We start from the raw sequence: 24,589 nt of genomic DNA on the forward strand, positions 1-24,589 counted from the left end.
CACATGCTCAAGGCGACGGACGCCGTCAACGAGAAACAGAAATACGCGCTGTACCGGAAGATCTGCGCGCACTACGGCGGCGCGCGTCGGCTGGAGGGCAAGACGGTCGCCCTGTGGGGTCTGTCGTTCAAGCCGGACACCGGCGACATGCGGGAGGCGCCGAGCCTGGCGCTCATCGCCCAGCTCCTCGGTGCCTACTGCAGCGTACGCGCCTGCGATCCGGTGGCCGGCGAGGAGGCGGCGCGCGCGCTGGAGAAGGCGCACGGTGCCGGCCGCATCCATTTCACCAGGGATGCGTGGGAGGCGGTCGACGGCGCCGACGCGCTGGTGCTGGTGACGGAATGGCGGGAATTCCGCGCGCCCGATTTCAAGCGGCTGGCGGCGGAGCTATGCGACAAGGTGGTATTCGACGGGCGCAACCTGTACGACCCGCAGGCCGTGCGCGCGGCCGGCCTGCGCTACTACGGTATCGGACGACACTAGCGGCCGGAAGGATCAGCGGTGATGGTGCCAGCGCCCGCCGTGGCCGCGGTCGCCCCAGTCATCCCCCCCATGATGATGGTGGCGATGGCGATGGCCATGGCCGTGGCGCTGCTGCAGCGGGCGGCCATAGGGGTCGACATACAGGACCGGCGGCGGATAGACCGGATAAGCAGGCTGCACATAGACGACCGCGGGCGGCGGCGCGAAAGCCGAGGGCGGCGGGCCGTAGGTGTAGTGCGGCTGCGGCGAAACCACGACGCCCGGCGCCGGCACCACATAGCCAGATGATCCGACCGTCACGGACCAATGCACCCGTCCGCCGGCATGCGCCGGGCTGGCTGCCAGCCATGCCGTGCACACGGCGGCTGCAAGGACGAGATTTCTGTTCATGTTGGGCTCCTCGATCTCCTTATATTAAAGGCGATGGAATGGCCTCCTGCGCGGAATCTTTGTAACAACACGCTTCACGATCGCGCCTGACGCGGCGGCGCAACACCCTTGCCCATGGACATTCCGGCAAGCCTTGCATAGACTCCGGCCACCTTGATGCCGGAGTTGCCATGCCTGCCGTTCTTGCCACGCTCTTTCTTGCCGCCCTGCTCGTCGCCGGATTCGCCGCTGTGTTGCCGCCGGCCGTTCCCCTCCTTTACATTGCCGCCAGTGCCGCGGCGCTCGCGGCCTATGGAGTGGATAAGTCGGCCGCCCGGCGGGGACTGCGCCGCACGCCGGAAAGCACGCTGCATGCGCTCGCCCTCGCCGGCGGCTGGCCGGGCGCGCTGATCGGCCAGGTCCTGTTCCGGCACAAGACGCAGAAGCAGCCCTTCCGCGCGATGTTCTGGGCGACCGTGTTCCTCAATTGCTCGGGGTTGGCGGCCATCCTCCTGGCCGGCCGCGTTTGATTTTTGTCAGCACGGCGGATGAAAAACGAAGCATGTCTGACGGAACGCGAAGACGGTCGCGACTGTCCGAGCTAGGGTTTGCTCTCCGACACACGACAAGAATCCGATGCTCTCACGTTTCATTTCCAACAAACAGTTCGAACCCTTGATGTTCCGTGCCGGCCTTGCCTTGTACCTCGCCGTCATCATCCTCGGCTCCATTCCCGGCGCGCGCGACGAAATCGGCGAAGTTGCTTCCGGCCTGGTACTCCACTTTGCCACCTATTCCTGCATTGCCTTCCTGCTCGCCTGCGGCGCGGCCGGCGACGCGACCGCCAAGGCGGTCAAGGCCTTCTTTATCGTCGCCCTCATGGGTGCGCTCGACGAGTGCATCCAGAGCCTCCTGCCTTACCGCGACGGCGCCGTCACGGACTGGATGATCGATATCACCGCCGCGCTGTTCACCGTGCTGACGTTCCGCATGACGGCAATCGGGAAGACGGCCACATCCTCCTGACCGGAATTCACGCCGGCCGCTGTTTCCGCTGTTTCCGCTGTTTCTATTCCCCGAAGTTCCCGCGCAGCAGCCATACGCGGCTGCCTGCGTTTTCCTTCAGGCTGCTGTTGACGACCGCCACTTGCCCGCGGCCGGCCACTGCCATTTTTTTCATCAATAGTCCCTGGTGGCTGCCATTGCTCCCGCCGTCCGGCGCGACGCTGCCAGGGATCACCTGGGGCGTCGAGAAGCTGCGGCCGCCGTCGGGCGACACCGTCAGCGCCAGTCCGCGCGGCCGCTGGCGCGGCTCGGGAAAGACTTCCCACATCACGAATACATTGCCCCCGGTGTCGATGTCCAGTGCAGGGAAGGCCGCGCCTGCATCGCCGGGCGAGGAAATGTCCCGCGCGCGCTCGAAGCTGCGCCCGCCGTCGAACGATCGCGCATAGCGCACGTGGTAGCGATCGAAGGGGCCGCCCGCGCTTTCCGCAAAGGCGAGGTGTATCGTCCCGGTACTGCCGACCGCCATCCTCGGCGCATCCGAGTACCCCTTGCTGCGGAACAGGCGGACCGCCCCGCCGAAGGTTTCGCCGCCATTGGCCGACCGGGCGAGATGGATGTCGGCGCTGCCGTCTTCGCCGGTTGTCCATGCCAGGAAGACATCGCCGCCCTTGCCGGCCGCCAGTGCCGGACCGCGTACCGGCTTCGCATTGCCTCCGCCTGCCACGCGCCGCGGCGTCGAGAAGCGCTTGCCGCCGTCACCAGAGCGGCTGAACCAGAGCGGGCCGTCGTACTCGGTCCATGCCACGTACACCCCGCCGTCAGGCACGGCCACGATGTCGTAGCTGCCGTTATGCCAGACGTCCTTGTTGATGCGCCCCTTGCCGTCGCCGCCCACATTGTTCGATACGTTCAGCGGTTCCGAGAACGAGGCGCCGCCATCCTCCGAACGGGCAAAGAACATTTCGCCGCCGTGCGACGCGCCCGAGAAAATGATTTCCTGCCAGAAGAGATAGATGTGCTGCGCGTTGTCCGGCGCGATCGCCACGCGCGGCAGCCAGGAAAAGGTGGCCGGGCTGCGTGAGATGTTGACCGGCTTGCCGCTACGCGCCGTGCCGTCAGGCCCGATCCGCTGGAAGAAAACGTCCTTGCTCCCCTGGTCGACCCAGGCAAGGGCTACCCGTCCGCTGCCGTCCATCGCGACTGCAGGGTCGTCCACATAGTCGTAGCGGGAATCGTTCTGCTGCCAGGGACCTTTTTCGCCGTTCCCGTTCGCGATATCGATGCTGGCATGCCAGCTGACCGCATCCGCCGCCGGAACGCCAAAGGATATTGCCAGGAGAAATGCAGGCAGAAGCGCCTGCAGAGAGGTGGTCAGGAGTCGCGCGCCCATTCGGACAGTCTAGATGCCCAAGGCGGCGGCTCCAAGAAAATCACTTACATGCGCATCGCGCCAAGGCAGGCGAGCCCGACGCCGAGCGCGACCGACATCAGTGCGAAACGGTACAGGCGCTCTGCGCGGGCCTGCCGCCTGCGCATGCGCTCCTTGAATTTTTCGTTCTTCCTGCTCACGGCCGCTGCTCCATTGCAATTACGACACGCTTATTGTGCTGACTGGAAACTGCGCGGCCTTGATGTTGCACAAGATTTCTGTGCGGACTCATAGCCGTGCGGCAAGCTCCGCACCTTCGCGGATGGCGCGCTTGGCATCCAGCTCCGCTGCGAGCGCCGCGCCGCCGATGAGATGGAAGCGCGGCCCGGTCTTCTCCTGCTCCGCCGGCATCAGTTCCTTGAGCGATTCCTGCCCGGCGCAGATCACCACATGATCCACCTCGAGCACGCGCTCCTTGCCGTCGACGGTGATGTGCAGGCCCGCATCGTCGATCCTCCGGTAGTCGACACCGGCCAGCATCTGCACGCCCTTGCGCTGCAGCGTGGCGCGGTGCACCCAGCCCGAGGTCTTGCCGAGCGCCGCGCCCAACCTCGACGCCTTGCGCTGCAGGAGGAACACTTCGCGCACCGGGCTCTCGGGCACCGGCTGGCGCAGGCCGCCGTTGCTGCCGGCCTCGAGGTCCACGCCCCACTCATCCAGCCACTGCTGCAGCGGCACGGGCAGCGGCACATGGGGATCGTGCAGCAGGAATTCGCTGATGTCGAAACCGATGCCGCCGGCGCCCACCACCGCGACGCGCCTGCCCACCGGCGCATCGTGCTTGAGCACGTCGAGGTAGGACAACACCTTCGGATGGTCGATGCCCTCGATGCGCGGCTTGCGCGGCACGATGCCGGTGGCGACGATCACGTCGTCGAAACCTTGCGCCAGCAGTTCCTCGCGCGTGACCTTGCGGTTGAGCACGAGCTCGACGCCGCTCAGATCGATGCGCTTGCGGAAGTAGCGCAGCGTCTCGCGGAATTCTTCCTTGCCGGGCACTCGCATCGCATAGTTGAACTGGCCGCCGATGCGGTCGCCGGCCTCGAACAGGGTGACGCGGTGGCCGCGCTCGGCGGCAACGGTGGCCGCCGACAGTCCGGCCGGCCCGGCGCCGACCACTGCCACGCGGCGCGCTTGCGCGGTCTTCGTGTAGACCAGTTCGGTCTCATGTCCGGCGCGCGGATTCACGAGGCAACTCGCGCGCTTGTTGGCGAAGGTATGGTCGAGGCAGGCCTGGTTGCAGGCGATGCAGGTATTGATCTCGTCGACGCGGCCTTGCGCGACCTTGTTCACGAAGTCGGGATCGGCGAGGAAGGGGCGCGCCATCGATACCATGTCGGCGTCGCCGCTGGCGATGATGTCCTCCGCCTCGGTGGGCATGTTGATGCGGTTGGAGGCCACGACCGGAATGCCGATTTCCTTGCGCAGGCGTCCGGCAAGGCTGCGGAAGGCGGCGCGCGGCACAGAGGTGACGATGGTCGGAACGCGCGCCTCATGCCAGCCGATGCCGGTGTTGATGATGTTGACGCCGGCCTTCTCCAGCGCCTGCGCGACGGCCACCACGTCATCCCAGGTATTGCCGCCTTCGACGAGGTCGAGCAGCGAATGGCGGTACATGATGATGAAGTCGTTGCCGACCGCCTGGCGCACCTGCTTCACGATCTCCACCGGCAGGCGCATGCGGTTCTCGATCGAGCCGCCCCAACGGTCGGTGCGGCGGTTGGTGCGCGCGCAGAGGAACTGGTTGATCAGGTAGCCCTCGCTGCCCATGATCTCGATGCCGTCGTAGCCGGCCTTCTTCGCCAGCGCCGCGCAGCGCGCGTAATCGCTGATGGTGCGCAGGATGCCCTTCTCGTCGAGCTCGCGCGGCGTGAACATCGAGATCGGCGACTTGAGCGCCGAGGCGGACACGACAAAGGGCTGATATCCGTAGCGGCCGGAGTGCAGGATTTGCATCAGGATCTTGCCTCCCTCTTCATGCACGGCATCGGTGACCTTGCGGTGGTTGGGCACGTCGAACGCACTGTTGAGCGTGCCGCCGAAAGGCAGCAGCCAGCCCTGCCGGTTGGGCGAGATCCCGCCGGTGACGATCAGGCCGACACCGCCCTTTGCCCGTTCGCGGAAGTAGGCGGCCAGCTTTGGATAATTGAAGAACCGGTCTTCCAGTCCGGTGTGCATCGAGCCCATCACGACGCGGTTGCGCAGCGTGGTGAAGCCGAGGTCGAGCGGAGCCAGCAGGTGCGGGTGGGTGGTCTTCATCTTGGTGTCTCTCTCCGGTGCGGGGTCGGGAGAGTCTACAAGATGTACGCCGCCTATTCTTAGTGGCAATCCTCTAAGGAGGAGGTTACATTTCTTAACACAGTCGCAACAACTTCCGGCAGCAGGGCGCGGTCAGAACATGCAGTAGAGCCCGAACAAACGCTTTCGCTAACTTTTGTGAGGACGCCAAAATGAAGAAAACACTCTCTATTGCACTCATGTCTGCCGCTGCCTTCGGCCTCGCCGCCTGCGACGTGGAGAAGAAACAGTCGGGCAACGTCGACCTGCCCAAGTATGAAGTGGAAAAGAAGCAGGCCGGCGATGTGAAGCTGCCCGAGTATGACGTGAAGACGCCCGATGTCGCGGTGAACAAGGAACAGCGCACCGTCGATGTACCGACCATCAAGAAGGAAGAACGCACGGTCACGGTGCCCGATGTCGACGTCAAGCCCGCACAGGAAAAGTAATTACGCTGCCCCCTTGTACCTTTGACGGGTACCTTCATGCACCCCCTCTGACGGGGGTGCTTTTTCCCATTGCAGTTCAGTCTTCGCGCATCACGGTGCGGAAGCGCAGGTAGTCCTCAGCGCTCTGCTTCGGCCGCTCCAGCATGGGCAGGTGTCCGACGCCGGGCATGACGAGCACGCGCGAACGCGGCATCAGCTTGCGCAGGACTTCCGCGGTGCCGACATGGATCACGCGGTCGTGCTCGCCCCACACGATGAGGGTCGGCGTTTGCAGGCCGGTCACGCGCTCTTCGACGGAATCGGTGGCGATCTTCGCGAAGATGCGCTCTTCCAGGTCCGCATTGCGGATGCGCTCCTGCGCGAACACATCGAGGATGGGGCGCGGCACGAAGGGCGGATCGCTCATCACAAAGGCAAAGGTCTGCGCGAATTCTTCCTCGCTGCGCGCGATCAGCGGATTGCGCCCGGTGCCGAGCACGATCTGCGCAAGCTCGCTGCGCGGCGCGTTCCAGACACCGGCCGGGTTGAGCAGCCACAGGCTTCCCACTTCCTTCGGATAGCGCGCGGCATAGGCCATCGCGATCTGCCCGCCCATCGAATTCCCGCCGAGATGGATGGTCTTGACGTCGAGCGCTTTGGCCAGCCGGTGCAGGCGCTCGGCTTGGGCTGCGGGCGTGTAGTCGGCTTCCGGCGGGCGCGCGGATTCGCCGAAGCCGATGTGGTCCGGGATGATGACACGGTAGTGCGGCGTCAGGTAGCGCGCGCTGCGGGTGAAGTTGTCCTTGTTGCCCCCGAAGCCGTGCAGCAGCATCAAGGCATCGCCCTTGCCACCTTCCAGGTAGACGTAACGCAGGCCGTCGTCGAGCGTGACTTCCTTGCGCTCGAGCTCCGCCTGCCGGCGGTCCATGCCGACCGCGAAATCGGCGACCTGCTTGTAGGCGCCGGCGCAGCCGGTCAGGAGGAACAGGAGGAATAGCAGCGGCAGCAGTGTTTTTCGGCCAGGATGCATGGCGGTGTCCGGTGGAAGTTGACGAATCTCCGCCACGCTAGCCGCCGTCCATCCTGCCGGCTTGACGGAGCGCAGCAACGGCAACGGATGGCCTCATGCTGTCAACGGATGGCGCCGCGCCGCATATGTCATCACGGAAACAGACGCTGCCATGCAGAACGCGGTCAATCACGCTACTCTATGGCCATGCTTGTTTCATCGCTCGAACCATTACCGCAGTCATCCGGTTTCACACTTTTTCCGCAGGAGTCCCGGCCATGAGCCAGCGGCACGGAATTGACGCCCTTCCCGCCCTGGGCGGCAGGATGGCGGAACTCTTCCGGACAACGGACTGGGCGGCATCCCCCCTCGGCCCGCCTGCCGGCTGGCCTGCCGCCCTGTGCGCCGCCGTCACCCTGGTCCTCGATTCGCGCTTTCCGATGTGCGTCGCCTGGGGACCGGAACTCGCGATGGTCTACAACGAGGCGTATGGGCACATTCTCGGCGACCGCCATCCCGCCTCCCTCGGCCGACCCACGTGCGAAGTGTGGCAGGAGGTGTGGGACGATGTCCGGCCGCTGATCGACAAGGCGCTTGCCGGGGAAGCGGTCTACTTCGAAAACCAGCCGCTCGCTGTACCCGGGCAGGGTGAAGACGGACGTGCGTGGTTCACCTTCTCCTATTCGCCGCTGCGCGGCGACACGGGCGAGCCGGCCGGCGTGTTCTGCGTCTGCGCCGATACGACGGCGACTGTGTTGAGCCAGCGCCGTCAGGCGCTGCGCATCCGTTTCGAGGACAGGCTGCGGCATGTGCAGGAGCCGGACGACATCATGCGCGCCGTTGCCGAGATGCTTGGACGCCACCTGCATGCGGACCGGGTCGGCATCGCGGAAATGCTGCCCGAACAGGTGCTGCATTTCCATTCCGACTGGACCGGCGGGCGCGTTCCCAGCCTGGCGGGGCGCCAGTTCCCGATGCATGCCTTCCGGAGCGCACTGCTGGATGAACTGCGTGCCGGACGCACGGTCGTCACCACCGACGCGGGGCAATATGGCTTCACTGGCGGCGGCGACGGCGAGGGCCCCTATGCCGACATCCAGGCGCGCGCCGGGATCACCGTGCCGCTCATCCGCGAGAACGATTTCAGCGCCGCGCTGTATGTGCACAGCATGGTGCCGCGCCGCTGGCGAGACGACGAGCAGATGCTCGCGCGCGAGGTTGCCGAACGCGCCTGGGACGCGATCAAGCGTGCGCGTGCGCAGGCGGCGCTGGTGGCGAGCAATGCGCGCTTCCGTGCCGCGATCGATGCCGTGCAGGGCGTGCTGTGGACCACCAATGCCGCCGGGCTGATGGTGGACGAACAGCCCGGCTGGGAGTCAATGACCGGACAGACCTACGCGGAATACCGGGGCCATGGCTGGGAGCGGGCAATCCACCCCGACGACGCCAAGGCGACGGTGGAAGCATGGAACAAGGCGGTCGCGGCGCGCACGGTCTACGTATTCGAACACCGGCTGCGCCGGCGCGACGGCGAATGGCGGCATTACTCGGTGCGCGCAATCCCCACCCAAGACGCCAGCGGCAACGTGCGCGAGTGGGTGGGCGTGCACACGGACATCACCGGCCTGCGCCGGACCGAGGAGCGCCTGCGCACCCTGAATGCCGGGCTGGAGCTTGGCATCCAGGAAAGCCTGCGCGAGCGCGACCGCCTGTGGCGCATGTCGCGCGACATCCTGGCGATCGCTTCGCTGAAAGGCCATTTCCTGAGCGTCAATCCGGCCTTCACCGCCACGCTGGGATGGAGCGAGGAGGAAGCGACCACGATCCCCTTCCTCGAACTGACGCATCCGGAAGACCGCGCCGGGCTGCGGGAAAAGATCGCCGTCCTGAGCGGCGGCGTGCCGCTGGTGGGTTACGAGATTCGCGACCTGCACAAGGACGGCAGCTTCCGCTGGCTGTCATGGACCATCGTGCCGGAGGGCGATCTGCTGTACGGCGTGGCGCGCGACATCAGCGTGGAAAAGAAGCAGGCCGAGGCGCTGCGCCATACGGAGGATGCGCTGCGACAGGCGCAGAAGATGGAGGCGGTGGGGCAGCTCACCGGCGGCATCGCGCACGACTTTAACAATCTGCTCGCCAGCATCGTCAGCAACCTGGAGCTGATGAAACTGCGGCTGGCGATGGGCAACACCGCCGACCTCGTCAGCTACATCGACAGCGCGCTGAACGTGTCGGAGCGGGCGGCCGCGCTCACGCACCGTCTGCTCGCCTTCTCGCGGCGGCAAACGCTCGATCCGCGGCCGGTCGACGTGAACGGGCTGGTCGCTTCCATGACCGACCTGATCCGGCGCACGGTCGGGCCGTCGGTGCAAGTGAACGCGGTGCTTGCACCGCATGTATGGACCGCGCGCTGCGATCCGAACCAGCTCGAAAGCGCGCTGCTCAACCTGGCGATCAATGCACGCGATGCGATGCCGGAAGGCGGGCGGCTGACCATCACGACCGGCAACATCGTGCTGGACGAGGCCTACTGCGCACAATTTCCCGACATCGCGCCGGGTGAGTATGTATCGGTTAGCGTGACCGATACCGGCACCGGCATGACGCCCGACGTCGCCGCGCGCGCCTTCGATCCCTTCTTCACCACCAAGCCGCTCGGCCAGGGCACCGGCCTCGGCCTGTCCATGATCTATGGCTTTGTGAAGCAGTCGGGCGGCCATATCCGCATCTACACCGAGCCCGGGCGCGGCACGACGGTGAGGATGAAACTGCCGCGCACCTTCGAGAGTGCGGACGGGGATCGCGCCGGCAGCAGCGCAGCCGGTGCGGCAAAGGCGCGAACCGATGCGTCCCTGCTGATCGTCGATGACGAGGCGCCCCTGCGCGCACGGCTCGGCGAGCTGATGGAGACGCTGGGCTATCGGGTGATGCAGGCGGGCGATGCCGCGCAGGCATTGCGACTGCTGCAATCGGGGCCGCGCGTGGACCTGCTGGTCACCGACCTCGGACTGCCCGGCGGCATGAGCGGCGGCCAGCTGGCAGAACTTGCGCGCGCAGTCCAGCCCGGCCTGAATGTGCTGTTCATTTCCGGCTATGCGGAAGACAGCGCGATGCGCGACGGCTTGCTCGCGCCCGGCACGCAGGTCATGACCAAGCCTTTCTCGATGGAGGCCTTTGCCTCGCGCGTGCGAGGCATGCTCGAGAAGCTGCGCTGAATGCCGGCCTCAGTCCTCGCCGGCGGCGGGAATGCCGAGGTCGATGCCCTCCATGTCGATCACCGGACGCAGTGCGACGGCATGGCCGACGAAAGGCTCGCGCTCCTGCCATCCGCCGTTGCGCACGGGAACCAGCCAGTATCCCTCGCCGTCATGCGCGATCCAGTAGTGCGGCTGGCGTGTGTACTCGTAAAGCGTGACCAAGTGAAACTCCTTGCCCGCAGTTGCGATTGATTGCAGTCGTGATCGATTGCAACCATGATTGATTTCACTTCAACTTTGAAACGGCGGATGACGCTGGTCAATCGATGCGCACGTCGAACCCCCATAATAACCGGTGCCCTATTCCATGCGCAGCCCGGCATGAACGCCGACAACAAGGACAATTCCAATGACCAACGCGCTTTCCATGACGAATCCCCCCGCGTCCTCCATGCAGGCGGGTGACGAACCGCAGGGCAAACGCATCCTCGTCGTGGATGACAATGTGGACGCAGCCGAGTCGGCGGCCGAGATCCTACGCCTGCTGGGCAGCGATGTGTCCGTGGTGCACGACGGCCTTGCTGCGCTGGTCGCCGTCGAGGAATTTCATCCCGACATCGTGCTGCTCGACATCGGCCTGCCCGGCATCGACGGCTATGAAGTGGCACGTCGCCTGCGCCTGTCCGAGCATGGGAAGGGTGTCATGCTGGTGGCCCTCACCGGCTGGGGACAGGAACAGGACCGGCAGCGCACCTCCGCCTCCGGCTTCGACCAGCACTGGGTCAAGCCTGTCGGCCTGGAAAAACTGAAGGAAATCTCGCCGGGCAACGTGTAGGGAAGCCGCGGGGTAGCTACAATGGCGGGCGCATCACGTACTCGACCGCCATGTTCAACGACGATATTTACCTCATCCTCCTGAAATCCGCCGCCGTCGGCCTGATCCTCGGCGCGGTGGCCGACCGCATGAAGCAGCGCAGCTTTTTCGGCTGGGCAGCGATCGGCGCCGCGGCCGCCGCTGTGTTCCCCGGGCTGTCGCTGGTCGCACTGATGGTGCTGGCGCTGTTGCCCAAGGGAGAGCGGAAGAAGGATTAGTGGGACGGGATTGCGGTGGGTTTCGCTGTGCTCTATCCAGCCTACCGTCCTTTATAAGCTGGTGGGTTTCGCTTCGCTCTACCCACCCTACCTTCCTCTATAAAGTATCGTAGGGTGGGTAGAGCGAAGCGAAACCCGCCAGCGCCCCAGGAATCACCGCGACGACAGCACAATCCCGCCCACGATCAGCAGAAAGGCAGCCGCATGATAAGCATGCGGCAATTCCCTGAGAAAAGCCGAGGACATCAGCGCCGCGAACAGCGGCGTGAGATTGTTGAAGAAGGCGGCGATGTTGGGGCCGACGCGCTGCACGCCCGCGCCCCAGCAGCGGAAGGCAACGATCGCCGGCCCCACCGCCACATAGAGCAGCGCCGCCGCAAGCGGCAATCCCCATGCGATGTGCCGGCTGCCTGCCGCCCATTCGCCGGCGGCAAACGCGCCGGACCACATTACGCCGAAGGTGACCTGCGCCAGCAGGAAGGCGGCCCAGTCGCTCCGGATCGCCTCGGGTTCCTTGCGCCCCGCCAGCAGCCAGCTGTAGACCGACCACGCGATGGTGGCGAGCACCATGAACAAATCCCCCGGCACCAGGCGCAGCGCCACCAGCTGTTGCCACTCCCCGCGGCTGAGCACGATCAGCACGCCGGCCACCGACAGCAAGGCGCCGGCCACCTGCCGGCGCGAGACGCCGGCGCCGAAGAACATCCATCCGATCAGCAGCATCCACACCGGCATGCTTGCCGCCACCAGCGTGACGTTGATCGGCGTCGAGCTTTGCAGCGCGAGATACTGCAGCGCGTTGTACATGCCCACGCCCAGCAGGCCGAGCAGCGCGAAGCGCCGCCAGTGCGACCACATGCCGCTGCCCTTGCGATAGACCCAGCCCGCCAGCGGCGCCAGGATCAGCAGCGCGATCGCCCAGCGCAGGAAATTGAGCGTGATCGGCGGCACCATGGTGCTGACGAGACGTCCCACCACCGCATTGCCCGCCCAAAGCAAGGGCGGTACGACGAGCATCAGTGCGGTGGAAAGCGTCAGGGGGCGGTTCATGGCAGCAACTAAAAAAGAGCTAAGAGAATACTTGATTTCACGCATCGCCGCCGGGCATGCCGGTACAATCGACTGTTGCGCATCGGCGAATTGCCAAGATGATCAGGACGCTGGAAAGCCGCTTTTACTACCTCGACAATTTCCACACCGTGGTGGACTGGATCGGGGAACGCTACGACGCGCTGCTGGACGACGTGGAGCGCGGCTTCATCGCGAACTTCGCCGGACTGCCGCAGCCATCGCGCGCGCTGCTGGTGCGCATGGTAATGCGCAAGGGCGAGCTGTTCCGTTCGGACAAGCTGCATTACGAAGAGATCGGCGACGCCTGCGCCGCAGCCGCGGTGCTGGCCGAGATGGGATGGATCGAACGCGATCCGCACCTGTCGCTGGACGAATTGTTTTCCCTGCTGACGAAGGCCGAGGTCGAGAGCCTGTTCCGCGGGCAGCTGCCGAAAGGCGCGCGCAAGGCGGAGCAGCTTGACAACTTGCGCAGCCTGTTCCCGGATGCGCGCCCTTACACCGCCTGGCATCCGCAGGCGCACGAACAAGTGTTCCGCCTGCACATCGGTCCACTGTGCGACCGCCTGCGTCTCATGTTCTTCGGCAACCTGCACCAGGACTGGACGGAATTCGTGCTGTCCGACCTCGGCATCTACCGCTACGAGAAAGTCACTTTCCCCGCATCGGCGCAGGCCTTTCAAAGCAGGCAGGACGTGGACGCTTACCTGCACCTGTTCCGTTGCCGCGAGCGCCTGGAGGCGGGCGAAGCGATGGACGCCGTTCTCGCCGACGTGCCGTGCGAACCGCTCGCCAATGCCTGGCTCGAGCAGCGGCGCGGGCGGCTGCTGTTCCATGCCGGACAGGAATACGAGCGCGCACGGGACTGGGACAATGCCCTGCGCCTCTACACCGGCATCCGCCATCCCGAGGCGCGTGCGCGCACCATCCGCGTGCTGGAACTGTGCGGCAGACATCAGGATGCACTCGCGCTGGCGCAGGATGCCCTCGCCCAGCCGGAAAGCGAAGCCGAACAGCAGCAGGTGCAGCGCATGCTGCCGCGCCTGCTGCGCCATGCCGGCCTGCCCCGCGCCGCTGCGCCGGCACTTGTGGAGGCGTCGCGCATCGACCTCTGCATGCAGCGGCCGGATGGCGATTACGCAGTGGAGGAGCTGGTGCGCGCGCACCTCGACGGCCCGGATGCGCCGGCATGGTATGTCGAAAACACGTTGATCAATTCGCTGTTCGGATTGCTCTGCTGGCAGGCGGTGTTCGCGCCCGTGCCCGGCGCCTTCTTCCATCCTTTCCATGCCGGCCCGGCCGACCTGCACGGCGGCGACTTCCGGCACAAGCGCGCACAGGAATTCGACGCCTGCCTGGCCGCGCTCGACAACGGGCAATACAAGGACATCATCCGCCGGCACTACCGCGACAAGGCCGGCATCCTCTCGCCCTTCGTCTTCTGGGACATCCTCGACGAATCCCTGCTGGAAACGGCGCTCGATTGCATTCCGCCCGAACACCTGAAGAAATGCTTCGAGCGCATGCTGCGCGACATCCGCGCCAACCGCTCGGGCTTTCCCGATCTCATCCAGTTCTGGCCGGCGGAGAAGCGCTACCGGATGGTCGAAGTGAAGGCGCCCGGCGACCGCCTCCAGGATAACCAGCTGCGCTGGCTGGATTTTTTCGCGGCGCATGGCATGCCGGTGGAAGTGTGCTGGGTGCAGTGGACGGACTTATGAAATACATCGTCGCCGTCCGCGCGCTGACCGAGTTCACCGCCAAGCAAGGCGATCTCGACCTGCGCTTCACACCCTCGCCCTCGGCCCAGGAAGGCATCGCCGGCCACGCCACGGTGACCGCGCGCCGCCCGGCGCGCTACCAGACGGAAATCACGCTCAGCGGTGAATACCGCCACCTCACCGTGCGCGGCCGCGCCGACGGCTATGACCCGGACCGGAGGCAGCTGGAGGAAATCAAGACCTTCCGCGGCGACCTGGAACGCATGCCCGCCAACCACCGCCAGCTCCACTGGGCACAGGTCAAGGTGTACGGCTGGCTGCTGTGCGAGAAGCTGGGCATGGACGAGCTGCGGCTGGCACTGGTCTATTTCGATATCGGCAGCGGCAGGGAAACGCTGTTGGTCGAGACGCATTCCGCGGCGGCGCTGAAAGCGTTTTTCGAAGACCAGTGCGAACGCTTCCTTGCCTGGGCGGAGCAGGAACTGGCGCACCGCGCGGCGCGCGACGAAGCGCTGCTTGCGCTGCGCTTTCCGCATGCGTCCTTCCGCACCGGCCAGCGCGAGCTGGCCGAAGCGGTGTACCGCGCCGCGAGCAGCGGACGCTGCCTGCTGGCCGAAGCGCCGACCGGCATCGGCAAGACCATCGGCACCCTCTTTCCGCTGCTGAAAGCCTGCCCCGGGCAGCAGATCGACAAGCTGTTCTTCCTGGCCGCCAAGACACCTGGCCGCAGGCTCGCCTTCGATGCGCTGTCCCGGCTCGGCGCAGGCAAGACGCTGCCGCTGCGCGTGCTCGAACTCGTCGCGCGCGACAAGGCTTGCGAGCATCCGGACAAGGCATGCCACGGGGAATCCTGCCCGCTGGCGCAGGGTTTCTACGACCGCCTGCCGCAGGCGCGGGAGGCGGCGGTGGAGGCGCGCGTGCTGGACAAGGAAAGCCTGCGCAAGGTGGCGCTGGAACACGGCGTGTGCCCCTACTATCTGGGGCAGGACCTGGCGCGCTGGTGCGATGTGACGGTAGGCGACTACAACTATTACTTCGACGGCGGCGCGATGCTGCACGGACTCACGCTGGCCAACGAGTGGCGTGCCGCAGTGCTGGTTGATGAAGCGCACAACCTGGTCGAGCGGGCGCGCAAGATGTACACCGCCGAACTGGACCAGGCGGCATTGCGCGCGCTGCGCCTGACCGTTCCCGGCGTGCTGAAAAAGCCCCTGGACCGGCTGTACCGCGCCTGGAACGCGCTCAACAAGACGCAGGAAAGCGATTACCGGGTGTACCCGGAAGTACCGGCCGCCTTTGCCGGAGCGCTGCAGCAAGCCATCGCCGATATCACCGCCTACATGGCGGACAACCCGGCGCTCTTCGATGCAGCCCTGCAGCAATTCTATTTCGACGCGCTGCACTTCTCGCGCATGGCCGAGGTGTTCGGCGACCATTCGCTGTTCGATATCAGCAAGCCCCGCGCGCGGGGGTCGGTGCTGTGCATCCGAAATGTCATTCCGGCCCCCTTCCTCGCCCCGCGCTTTGCCGGCGCGCACACCGCCACCCTGTTCTCGGCCACGCTGCGGCCGGTGGATTACTACACCGACCTGCTGGGCCTGCCGGAAGACACGGTGTGCATGGAAGTGCCGTCGCCCTTCGATGCCGATCAACTGCGCGTGGAAATCGTGCGCGGCATCTCCACCCGCTACCAGGACCGCGACGCATCGCTGGACCCGATCGCCGGCCTGATTGCCGCGCAGTATGAAGCGCAGCCCGGCAACTACCTCGCCTTCTTCAGCAGTTTCGATTACCTGCAGAAAGTGGTGCAGCGTTTCACGGAGCGTTTTCCCGGCATCCCGTTCCGCGCGCAATCCCGCGGCATGGACGAAAGCGCGCGCGAAGCCTTCCTGGCGCACTTCACCCCCGAAGGGCGGGGCATCGGCTTCGCCGTGCTCGGCGGCTCCTTCGGCGAAGGCATCGACCTGCCCGGCGACCGGCTCGTCGGCGCCTTCATCGCCACGCTCGGCTTGCCGCAACTCAATCCGGTGAACGAAGAGATCATGGAACGCATGCAGGACGTGTTCGGCGCAGGATACGACTACACCTATCTCTATCCCGGCCTGCAGAAAGTGGTGCAGGCGGCGGGACGCGTGATCCGCACGCAGACCGACAGGGGTGTGATCTACCTGATCGACGACCGCTTCGCGAGGCCGAATGTCCGGCGCTTGCTGCCTTCATGGTGGAAGGTGAGGTAGTACTTATTTGCCCGCCACGCCCTTGATGAGCGCCCGCGCCCTGTCCCAGATCCCGACGGGTTCAACGCGGTATCCGCCGCGCCTGTCGGACGGGACGCAGAACACGTGCGGATTGTCGTACTGCGCAAGCCAGCGGAGATCGATCCCGCCTTCTATTTTTTTGACGCCTTCGAATATCTCCGGCAAGACTTCGTACGCGTAACAATGCGCGTCGAGAATGTCGAAGATGGCGCGCAGCGTCTTGATGCGGTCACCGAACATGAAATTGTGCAGTTCCAGGTCGATGATGGGTCGTTGGGAAAGAATGCGCCGCGCCCCTTTCAATGCTTCGAGGTCGCTGCCTTCGACATCGATCTTGATGAAGTCGACACGGGTCTTTGCATCCAGCTCCTCGTCCAGCGAAACGATTTCGATGGTCTCGGTTCCCTCGGGCTCGCTTGGCGCGCTTTTCACGTCACTGTTCGTCACCACGACATTGCCGGAATTGCGCCGGCAACTGAGCCTTGCCCTTCCGGCTCCGATCCCGCAGGGAACCACGGTCACGTTGGACAGCGCGTTGAGCCTCACGTTTTTCTCGATGACACTGGCGTTCGACGGCAGCGCCTCCCAGGCGATGACATGGCCCGAGGGGCCGGTCTTCTTCGCAAACAGGATGGACATCATTCCATGGTGCGCGCCGCAGTCGAGGACATTGAATCCCTCCTGGATATGGTCGAGGCACCACTGCCGCTCCGGCATCCATTGATCGGGCGCCCCGTCATACCAGAGCTTTCCCGTTTCATCCGCGATATGGAAGTCGAATGTGTAGGGTTCGAGGACGCGGTCACGCGCGATGTAGGGCTTGAATTCTTCTGTGCTCAATGGTGCCTCCTGATGGCGACGTCCGCACCTGTATCCCGCCCGGACAAATTCCTGACGCGCGGCATCGCGTTCTGCGTTATCCCAAGCTTTGTTCGCCGTGCGGGATTTCACCGCCGGGTTCTTCAGTCAAATCGAGGCGGCACGATACTCGCTACTCGCCGCCAATCACCGCATGTCCTGGCAGATACGCCCGTATCTGCAGTTCCTCAAATCACAAGTCATACCGCGTCAGGGAGCAGATAGCGCCTTCAGAGCGCAATCGTCATTCGCTATGAATGGAGACCTTATGGGATGGTTCACACGCAATGATGTGCAGTTGCCGATGCTAGCGGCATTCCTGGCATCGGCCCTTCTCGCGCCACTGCAGGCAAGCGCACTGGAAGCGGGAAGCATGCACCGCCTGTCGGAAGACGAGCTGCGCCGCGTCGCCGCGCAGGGCCTGTCCGACCGCTTCCTGCAGCGCATCGCGCTGTATGCCGCCCACGGCCTCGGCATCGAGATCTTCGGGAACACCGCCAGCCTGCTCAATCGGAGCGACGATGTCTTCATCGGGCTGATCGATGCCGACGTGACCTTCAGGGATGCGAAATTCAATCCGGCCAATCCGACCGGGCTCGTCGGCCCGGACGGCAGCGCCCTGGTTCGCCTGCCGGCGACGATCGGCGAGCTCAATGTGCGCAACCTCCGCATCCGCGGATCCAACGACACCACCTTCGGCAGCGTGAGCATTCGCGATGTCGACACCGCCGGCACCACCATCCGCATCACACCGCGCTGAAGTCGGCCCGCGGGCTTGCACTTCCGCGTCTGGCTGGCTAAGATACTGTATTTATATACAGTATCTTAGCCATGCCGGACCAAGACTTTCCCGAGGATTCCCGGCCCGTCCTGATTCACCGTCCGTTGTCGGCCCGCAAGGGCCGTGGCGCCGTGACGAATTTGCAAGGGCGTTACGAAACCACAGTCCGCGAGGAGTTCGACGATGGCTGGGGTGAGGGTGAGGGCGAGGGCGAGGGTGAAGGTGAAGCAGGCGCGGCCGCGTTCAAGACGGAGGTCTTCGAGGAACAGGCGCGCCGCATCCTGACGCGCAATGCCTCGCCGGACGTGCCCTTCGATGTCTCGCTCAATCCCTACCGCGGATGCGAGCACGGCTGCATTTATTGCTTCGCCCGTCCGACGCACAGCTATCTCGGCCTGTCGCCCGGCCTGGACTTCGAAAGCCGGATCTACGCCAAGCTCAATGCGCCCGAACTACTGCGGCGCGAACTGGCGGCGCCCTCCTGGGTGCCGGAATCGATTGCGCTCGGCGTCAACACCGATGCTTACCAGCCCTGCGAGCGCGAGCTGGGCCTGACGCGCCGCGTGCTGGAAGTGCTGCATGCCTGCGGCAACCCGGTCGTCGCGATCACCAAGTCTGCGCTGATCGAACGCGACATCGACCTGCTGGCGGACATGGCCTCGCGCAAACAGGCGATGGCGGCGGTCACCATCACCACGCTCGATCCGGCCATCGCGCGCACGCTGGAGCCCCGCGCCGCGGCCCCGGCGCGGCGGCTGCGCACGATACGCACGCTCGCCGAAGCGGGCATCCCGGTCGGGGTCAGCATCGCGCCGGTGATTCCCTTCATCACCGAACCCGACCTGGAGCGCATCCTCGCGGCGGCGGCGGATGCAGGCGCGGCGGCGGCCAGCTACATTGTGCTGCGGCTGCCGTGGGAGGTGAATCCGCTGTTCGTGCAATGGCTGGAAGCGCATTTCCCCGACCGCGCGCAACGCGTGATGAACCGCGTGCGCGAGATGCGCGGCGGCAAGGATTACGACGCCAGCTTCGGCAAGCGCATGCACGGCGAAGGCGTATGGGCGGACCTGATCCGGCAGCGCTTCGACAAGGCGGCAGCGCGGCTCGGATTGGGTTCGCGTTCGCGCGGATATGCGGCGCTCGATGCCTCGCGCTTCGTGCGTCCGCAGCTTCCGCCCGCCAGGAGCGCGCGCGCTGCCAAAGGCCAATTCGAGCTGTTCTAGCGAACTCTGGTAAGGTACCGGGACTCGACAAACCTGGAGCAAGGATGAAAACCCCGCTGCCTTTCCGCTTCCGCTTACCTTTCTTAGCCTTACTTGCGGCGCTCGCGCTGGCCCTCCCCCTGCATGCGTCGGCAGCACCCGGCAAGTACGTCCGGCTGTACGGCGATCCGGCGCCGGACGATACCGCGGCACGCACCGTCGTCATCACGCCCGGCACGCGCTATATCAATGCCGAGGGCGGCGAAGTCATCCGCTTCGTCGTCGGCGACCGCAGCTTTGCCTGGAGCTTCAACGTGGCGCGCACGGTCAAGGCCTTCGACCTCAACGAGGTCGCCCCGCCCGGACTGCTGCCGCACAGGGTGCGCGCCTATGTCTCGGAGGATCCGAAGTATTGGGAGGCGAATTGACTACTGTCATCCTGCCGTCACACTGAGGCCGTATCATTCCCCTATCTGCTGTACACGCAACCGATATGCGTGACGGCAGGCAGGTGTGCCGCCGATCCCGAACAGACACGGGGTGGCACACCGACCAGACGAATTCCAATCCCCCAAAAAAAACGCCGCCGCCGGCGCGAGCCGGCGGCGGCGTCTTGCATGCACGCTCAGCCCAGCGCCGTGACGGTAAACACCGCGTTGGTATCCACGCTCAGCGTGGCTACGCCGGCCAGTTGCACCGACACCGCCGAGGCCGCATCGTTGTTCCAGTAGGTGAGGCTGTCGGTCGCCGAATTGAAGAACCATTCGCCGCGCGCATTCACGGCGGCGGCGCTGGTTTCTGCCACCGTCCGGTAGTCGCCGTTGGTGTCGTCCGGAAAGGCAACGCTGACCTGGTCGCCGACTGCAAGGCCGTTGATCACCTTGAAGTTGTTCGCATCAGCCTCGGTAAAGATGAACCGGTCGGTGGCCGCGGTTGCGGTGCCGGTCGGCTGCCCTGCGGTGGCGAGAATGGCGATCGGCGTGGCCCTGTCGATCGCGGCCAGGCCGGCGCTCAGGCTGGCCGGGGTTTCGCCGATTTCCTGCATCAGCGCGATCTGCCTGTGCTCGTCGACCTCAATGCCGCGCGTGAGCTGCAGGTCGGCGGAAGTGACGGCCGCCTGCATGCGGTTGGCGATGAAGGCCTTGCCGGGGGTGCCGTCCGGCGTGCCCATCCCGGCATCGATCATGGTGATGACGACACGGCCGCGTTCGGTGCCGGCGGTGAGCTGCGAATTCCAGTAGGCCAGTCCCTCGGCATCCGGCGCCTTGCCGAAGACGTTGGTGTAGACGGCAGTCAGGAATTCGGTGTTGGACATCGTATCGGGATAGATCGCCTTCACCACCGGCAAGCTGAAGATGGTGTCGATGACCTGGTTGAGCGTCTTGCCTGCGGTGATTTCCGAAGTCCAGTATTCGAGTCCGGACTTTTCGGGCGCGCGATTGAACGCGCCGAGGTAAACCTTGGTGATTGCGGTCTGGGTGGCGGTAAGTGCCATGGGGGATCTCCTCCGTGGAAAGGTTGATTTTCTTCACTGCAAGGCTGATGTTAGGCATCGGTCAATGGGGAAATTTGATCGGGGGCAAACGGATCGGGCACAGTCATGGAGCAACATCAAGCCTATGAGCAATTCGTTTTCCCGGCAGCAAAGGCGTAATGGGCGAGTTACAAGGCGCGACGGTGAACCTGCATGGAAAGAAGCCGTCTACTGGCAAAAGCGAGGTGCTTCTTAACGAAGCGCCATGCGCCCTTTTTACGTTGCCGATTGGAGCCGACCCTATGAACCTGATGATCACCGGACACCATGTCGATGTCAGTCAAGCCCTGCGCGAATATGTAGCCAACAAGCTCGATCGCGTTGTCCGCCACTTTGATCAGATCATCGATATCGCGGTGATACTTGGTGTCGAGAAACCGTCCGAGAAGGACAAGCGCCAGCGCGCCGAGGTCAACCTCCGGCTCAAGGGCAATGTCATCCACGTCGAGCACTTTGCCGAAGACCTGTATGCCGCCATCGACGGTCTGGTGGACAAGCTCGACCGCCAGGTCCTCAAGCACAAGGGCAAGGTGCAGGGCCACCAGAACGAGGCCTTGAAGCACATCAGCTCGGGCCTGTAGCGGCAATACCGTTCACTTGAGGCCGCAAAGAGAGGACGTCATTCCTGCGAAAGCAGGAATCCGTCAAGCAACGCTTGCATGACGCGGGATCCCGACTTTCGTCGGGATGACGGCGGTGCGATCAAACTGGAGTGGACGTTACTGTCCGGGGGGCGATTTCCTGCGTGAAGCCGGGAATGCGGGCGGCACGCCCGGGCGCGTGTAGGGCAGGAACAGGCTGAGCACCTGCGCGAATCCCCATTCCAGGTGATCGCGGGTCACCCTGCCGACGTTGTGCCGTGTATCGAGGTAGTCCAGCCAGTAGCTGGAGATGATCCACGCGTTGACCACCAGCCGCTCCAGTTCCTCGTCGCTGGCGACGAGCAGTCCGCGCTTTACCATCTGCTTCAATGCGCGCTTGATGTCGGCCTGCCCGCGATCGGCGAGCGTGACCGTGCGCGCCCGCAGTCCGGGCGCCATGCGTTTGATCGCCGCGCCGTCGCGATAGAAAAAGCGCCATGCCCACATCAGCCTGAACCAGCGCTGCAGGTAGGCCAGGGCCGCGTCGCTGCCGTCCCCGGCGTCTCCGGTATCCTGGGACGCATTGGCCACCTCGTTGAGCGCAGCCTCGAATGCCTCGAACAGCGCCAGCAGGATGTCTTCCTTCTTCTTGAAGTAGTAGTACAGGTTGCCTTCGTTGATGCCGGCGGTGCGCGCAATCTCGGCCGTCGTGACCGCGGCGGGGCCTGATTCATTGAACAGGCGCAAACAAACGTCAAGTATGCGTTCGCGCGTACTGGTAGAGACTTCGCTCATGATCATCAGTGTTGACAGGGTTAAGGTAGCTACCTTAATGTGGATCAGGCAACAATTCTATTTCTTTCTCTCAATTGTAAACTGGGACCCTGCCATATCCACGCGGAGGAGGCATGAGCTGGCAAGCACAGGTGTTGAGTTTCATCCTGCGACAGACCTTCAAACGCAGGCTGGCGGCGGCACGTAATGCCGGGGAGGCGCGCGCCGTACTCAACAGCGGGCGCTTCGGCACGCCGCGCGGGGTGCGCGTCTCGGCGGCGGTGCACGGTGGCGTCGCCGGCGAGTGGGTGGAATCCGCGCGCTCCAATGGCATCACGCTGCTCTACCTGCATGGGGGCGGTTACTTCGCCTGCTCGCCGCGCTCGCACCGCGGAGTGACCGGCTTTTACGCGCAGCAAGGCTTCCGTGTCTTCGCTCCCGATTACCGGCTTGCACCCGAACATCCCTTCCCCGCCGCCGTCGAGGACGCCGAAGCAGTCTACGCCGCCCTCCTCGCCGGCGGGGCCGCCCCGGACCGTCTCGTGCTCTCGGGCGACTCCGCCGGCGGCGGACTGTGCCTGGCCTTGCTGCTGCGCATCCGCGAGCGCGGGATGGCGATGCCGGCGGCAGCCGCACTGTTCTCTCCGCTCACAGACCTTGCCGCGACCGGCGCCTCGATCACGGGAAACGATGCCCGCTGCGCCATGTTCCGCGGCGCGCGCATCGGCATCGGCGCGGACTTCTATCTCAATGGCGCAGATCCGCGCACGCCGCTCGCGTCGCCGCTGTACGCCGACCTGCACGGCCTGCCGCCGCTGCTGGTGCACGTCGGCGCGGATGAAGTGCTGCTCGACGATTCGACGCGGCTGGCGGAACGGGCGCGGGCCGCAGGCGTGGAGGTGGATTTGTCCATCTGGCCGGCGGTGCCGCACGTCTGGCAAATGTTCCAGCGTTTCATTCCGGAGGGACGCGCTTCGCTGGCGCAGGCCGGCCGTTTTTTGCAACGCCACGCGGGCGGCACCGAAGCGCGTCCGCCGGATGTCGGCGTCGCCATCATCGGCAGCGGCTTCTCGGGCCTCGGCATGGCGATCAAGCTCAAGGAAGCCGGCAATCACGATTTCGTCATCCTCGAAAAGGCGCAGGAGATCGGCGGAACCTGGCGCGAAAACACTTATCCCGGCTGTGCCTGCGACGTGCCCTCGCACATGTATTCCTTCTCATGGGAACGCAATCCGCGCTGGAGCCGCATGTTCGCCGTCCAGCCGGAAATCCTCGCCTACCTGAGGCATTGCGTGGCGAAGTACCGCCTCGGGCCGCACATCCGTTTCGGGGTCGAGTTGCATGAAGCCGTGTTCGACGAAGCCGCGGACATGTGGCGGCTGCGCATGACCGACGGCCGGTCGCTCACCGCGCGGGTCGTGGTCTCGGCCACGGGCGCGCTGCACCGCCCGGCCGTCCCGGTGCTGCCCGGCATCGCGCGCTTCAAGGGGCATGCTTTCCATTCCGCGGAGTGGCGGCATGACCTCGACCTCACCGGCAAGCGCGTGGCAGTGATCGGCACGGGCGCCAGCGCGATCCAGTTCATTCCGCAGATCGCCCCCGCGGTCGCGCAGCTCACGGTGTTCCAGCGCACGCCGCCATGGGTGCTGCCCAAGGCGGACCGGGCGATCGGACGGCGAGAGCAGATGCTTTTGCGGCGCATCCCGGGGCTGACCCGCCTGTATCGCAATGCCCTCTACTGGCGCCAGGAATTGCTCGGACTCGGCTTCCTGCATCCGCGCCTCATGGAGCAGGCAAGGAAGATGGCGATGCGGCACCTGGAAAAGCAGGTGTCTGACCCCGCGCTGCGCGCCTTGCTTACGCCCTCCTATACCATCGGCTGCAAGCGCATCCTGCTCTCGAACGATTACTTCCCCGCGCTCGCCCGAGCCAACGTGCAAGTCGTCAATGGCAGCGTCGCCCAGGTCGGCGAGCACGCTGTCATCGGCAGCGACGGCATTGCCCGCCCGGTCGATGTGATCATCTACGGCACCGGCTTTAGCACCAGCGGTCTGCCGGCGCCGGTGCGCTTTATCGGGCGCGGCGGCATCGACATCAACGAAGCCTGGGACAAGGGCGCGCACGCCTACCTCGGCCTGATGAGCGCCGGTTTCCCCAACCTGTTCCTGCTGCTCGGCCCCAATACCGGGCTGGGCCATAATTCGGTCGTGTTCATGGCGGAGCAGCAGATCCGCTATGTGACGGACTGCCTGCGCCTGATGCGCGCGAACGGCAAGACCAGCATCGAAGTGCAGGCCGACGCGCAGCGCCGCTTCAACGACGAATTGCAGCGGCGCCTGAAGACGACGGTCTGGTCCACCGGCTGCAAGAGCTGGTACCTGGATGACAACGGGAAGAACGTGACGCTCTGGCCCGGATTCACCTTCGAATACTGGAGCCGGATGCGCAAGGTGAACCCGGCGCATTACCGTTTTGCAGGAAGCGTGTAACATCGAGCCAGGAAGAACCCCGAGGAGACGA

24 protein-coding genes are annotated in these 24,589 nt (G+C 65.0%); 14 read left to right on the forward strand and 10 right to left on the reverse strand.

Annotated elements, in window-relative coordinates; all coding sequences use genetic code 11:
* Positions 1-483: UDP binding domain-containing protein (locus VFF99_RS02435; RefSeq protein WP_325014662.1), on the forward strand; the 483-nt coding region annotated here is incomplete at its 5' end.
* A gap of 12 nt (positions 484-495) precedes the next feature.
* On the opposite strand, the gene VFF99_RS02440 is transcribed toward VFF99_RS02435, so the two are convergent.
* Entirely contained in the window at positions 496-873 is a 378-nt protein-coding gene (locus tag VFF99_RS02440; protein ID WP_325014665.1) for a hypothetical protein, read from the reverse strand.
* Between the two features lie 170 nt (positions 874-1,043).
* On the opposite strand from VFF99_RS02440, the gene VFF99_RS02445 reads away from it, so the two are divergent.
* Positions 1,044-1,382, forward strand: a complete 339-nt coding sequence (locus tag VFF99_RS02445) for a DUF1294 domain-containing protein (RefSeq protein ID WP_325014667.1) — start codon at positions 1,044-1,046, stop codon at positions 1,380-1,382.
* Between the two features lie 106 nt (positions 1,383-1,488).
* On the forward strand, positions 1,489-1,878 hold the full coding sequence (locus tag VFF99_RS02450) for a VanZ family protein (protein ID WP_325014669.1): 390 nt from the start codon (positions 1,489-1,491) through the stop codon (positions 1,876-1,878).
* Positions 1,879-1,921: 43 nt separating this feature from the next.
* Here VFF99_RS02450 and VFF99_RS02455 read toward each other — a convergent pair whose 3' ends face one another.
* The 3 genes from VFF99_RS02455 to VFF99_RS02465 all read right to left on the reverse strand — a co-directional run bounded on the left by VFF99_RS02455 (position 1,922) and on the right by VFF99_RS02465 (position 5,548).
* Positions 1,922-3,250: a sialidase family protein gene (locus tag VFF99_RS02455; protein ID WP_325014671.1), complete on the reverse strand. Its 1,329-nt coding sequence runs from the start codon at positions 3,248-3,250 to the stop codon at positions 1,922-1,924.
* Positions 3,251-3,294: 44 nt separating this feature from the next.
* A complete protein-coding gene (locus VFF99_RS02460; protein WP_325014673.1) occupies positions 3,295-3,429 on the reverse strand; it encodes a hypothetical protein in 135 nt (44 codons plus the stop codon).
* An 88-nt stretch (positions 3,430-3,517) separates the two neighbouring features.
* The gene (locus VFF99_RS02465) at positions 3,518-5,548 is read right to left on the reverse strand and encodes an NADPH-dependent 2,4-dienoyl-CoA reductase (protein WP_325014675.1); all 2,031 of its coding nucleotides are present in this window, start codon (positions 5,546-5,548) and stop codon (positions 3,518-3,520) included.
* Between the two features lie 191 nt (positions 5,549-5,739).
* On the opposite strand from VFF99_RS02465, the gene VFF99_RS02470 reads away from it, so the two are divergent.
* The gene (locus tag VFF99_RS02470) at positions 5,740-6,015 is read left to right on the forward strand and encodes a hypothetical protein (protein ID WP_325014677.1); all 276 of its coding nucleotides are present in this window, start codon (positions 5,740-5,742) and stop codon (positions 6,013-6,015) included.
* A 76-nt stretch (positions 6,016-6,091) separates the two neighbouring features.
* On the opposite strand, the gene VFF99_RS02475 is transcribed toward VFF99_RS02470, so the two are convergent.
* On the reverse strand, positions 6,092-7,024 hold the full coding sequence (locus tag VFF99_RS02475) for an alpha/beta hydrolase (protein ID WP_325014679.1): 933 nt from the start codon (positions 7,022-7,024) through the stop codon (positions 6,092-6,094).
* 257 nt (positions 7,025-7,281) lie between these two features.
* Between VFF99_RS02475 and VFF99_RS02480 the strand changes: the two genes are divergently transcribed.
* A complete protein-coding gene (locus tag VFF99_RS02480) occupies positions 7,282-10,218 on the forward strand; it encodes a PAS domain S-box protein (protein WP_325014681.1) in 2,937 nt (978 codons plus the stop codon).
* A gap of 9 nt (positions 10,219-10,227) precedes the next feature.
* Here VFF99_RS02480 and VFF99_RS02485 read toward each other — a convergent pair whose 3' ends face one another.
* Positions 10,228-10,422 carry a hypothetical protein gene (locus VFF99_RS02485; RefSeq protein ID WP_325014682.1) on the reverse strand — a complete coding sequence of 65 codons (195 nt, stop codon included), beginning with the start codon at positions 10,420-10,422 and terminating at the stop codon, positions 10,228-10,230.
* Between the two features lie 187 nt (positions 10,423-10,609).
* On the opposite strand from VFF99_RS02485, the gene VFF99_RS02490 reads away from it, so the two are divergent.
* Positions 10,610-11,035 (forward strand): response regulator, encoded by a 426-nt coding sequence (locus VFF99_RS02490; protein ID WP_325014684.1) that lies wholly within the window; start codon positions 10,610-10,612, stop codon positions 11,033-11,035.
* 50 nt (positions 11,036-11,085) lie between these two features.
* On the forward strand, positions 11,086-11,292 hold the full coding sequence (locus tag VFF99_RS02495; protein ID WP_325014686.1) for a hypothetical protein: 207 nt from the start codon (positions 11,086-11,088) through the stop codon (positions 11,290-11,292).
* 153 nt (positions 11,293-11,445) lie between these two features.
* On the opposite strand, the gene VFF99_RS02500 is transcribed toward VFF99_RS02495, so the two are convergent.
* On the reverse strand, positions 11,446-12,342 hold the full coding sequence (locus tag VFF99_RS02500) for a DMT family transporter (RefSeq protein ID WP_325014688.1): 897 nt from the start codon (positions 12,340-12,342) through the stop codon (positions 11,446-11,448).
* A gap of 98 nt (positions 12,343-12,440) precedes the next feature.
* On the opposite strand from VFF99_RS02500, the gene VFF99_RS02505 reads away from it, so the two are divergent.
* Together VFF99_RS02505 and VFF99_RS02510 are read left to right on the forward strand one after the other, a co-directional pair.
* Entirely contained in the window at positions 12,441-14,081 is a 1,641-nt protein-coding gene (locus tag VFF99_RS02505) for a VRR-NUC domain-containing protein (protein WP_325014690.1), read from the forward strand.
* Positions 14,078-16,318, forward strand: coding sequence for an ATP-dependent DNA helicase (locus VFF99_RS02510; RefSeq protein WP_325014691.1), 2,241 nt, complete (start codon positions 14,078-14,080; stop codon positions 16,316-16,318). The genes VFF99_RS02505 and VFF99_RS02510 overlap by 4 nt, the downstream gene beginning before the upstream one ends.
* A gap of 3 nt (positions 16,319-16,321) precedes the next feature.
* On the opposite strand, the gene VFF99_RS02515 is transcribed toward VFF99_RS02510, so the two are convergent.
* Complete coding sequence (locus VFF99_RS02515) at positions 16,322-17,290, reverse strand: FkbM family methyltransferase (protein WP_325014693.1); 969 nt, start codon at positions 17,288-17,290, stop codon at positions 16,322-16,324.
* A 175-nt stretch (positions 17,291-17,465) separates the two neighbouring features.
* Here VFF99_RS02515 and VFF99_RS02520 point away from each other — a divergent pair, with 175 nt between their 5' ends.
* The 3 genes from VFF99_RS02520 to VFF99_RS02530 all read left to right on the forward strand — a co-directional run bounded on the left by VFF99_RS02520 (position 17,466) and on the right by VFF99_RS02530 (position 19,608).
* A complete protein-coding gene (locus tag VFF99_RS02520) occupies positions 17,466-17,957 on the forward strand; it encodes a hypothetical protein (RefSeq protein ID WP_325014695.1) in 492 nt (163 codons plus the stop codon).
* Between the two features lie 71 nt (positions 17,958-18,028).
* Complete coding sequence (locus tag VFF99_RS02525) at positions 18,029-19,201, forward strand: PA0069 family radical SAM protein (RefSeq protein WP_325014697.1); 1,173 nt, start codon at positions 18,029-18,031, stop codon at positions 19,199-19,201.
* A gap of 44 nt (positions 19,202-19,245) precedes the next feature.
* Positions 19,246-19,608, forward strand: a complete 363-nt coding sequence (locus tag VFF99_RS02530; protein WP_325014699.1) for a CzcE family metal-binding protein — start codon at positions 19,246-19,248, stop codon at positions 19,606-19,608.
* A gap of 197 nt (positions 19,609-19,805) precedes the next feature.
* Here the strand turns inward: VFF99_RS02530 and VFF99_RS02535 are convergent, their stop codons facing one another.
* The gene (locus VFF99_RS02535; protein WP_325014700.1) at positions 19,806-20,675 is read right to left on the reverse strand and encodes a DUF4214 domain-containing protein; all 870 of its coding nucleotides are present in this window, start codon (positions 20,673-20,675) and stop codon (positions 19,806-19,808) included.
* A gap of 281 nt (positions 20,676-20,956) precedes the next feature.
* On the opposite strand from VFF99_RS02535, the gene hpf reads away from it, so the two are divergent.
* Positions 20,957-21,295: a ribosome hibernation-promoting factor, HPF/YfiA family gene (gene hpf / locus VFF99_RS02540; protein WP_325014701.1), complete on the forward strand. Its 339-nt coding sequence runs from the start codon at positions 20,957-20,959 to the stop codon at positions 21,293-21,295.
* Positions 21,296-21,433: 138 nt separating this feature from the next.
* On the opposite strand, the gene VFF99_RS02545 is transcribed toward hpf, so the two are convergent.
* Positions 21,434-22,090, reverse strand: coding sequence for a TetR/AcrR family transcriptional regulator (locus VFF99_RS02545; protein ID WP_325014702.1), 657 nt, complete (start codon positions 22,088-22,090; stop codon positions 21,434-21,436).
* Positions 22,091-22,203: 113 nt separating this feature from the next.
* On the opposite strand from VFF99_RS02545, the gene VFF99_RS02550 reads away from it, so the two are divergent.
* Positions 22,204-24,558 carry an alpha/beta hydrolase fold domain-containing protein gene (locus VFF99_RS02550; protein ID WP_325014703.1) on the forward strand — a complete coding sequence of 785 codons (2,355 nt, stop codon included), beginning with the start codon at positions 22,204-22,206 and terminating at the stop codon, positions 24,556-24,558.
* Positions 24,559-24,589 lie beyond the last annotated feature (31 nt).

The sequence above is a fragment of the Noviherbaspirillum sp. genome (genome assembly GCF_035654295.1).
Taxonomy (GTDB): Bacteria; Pseudomonadota; Gammaproteobacteria; order Burkholderiales; family Burkholderiaceae_D; genus Noviherbaspirillum.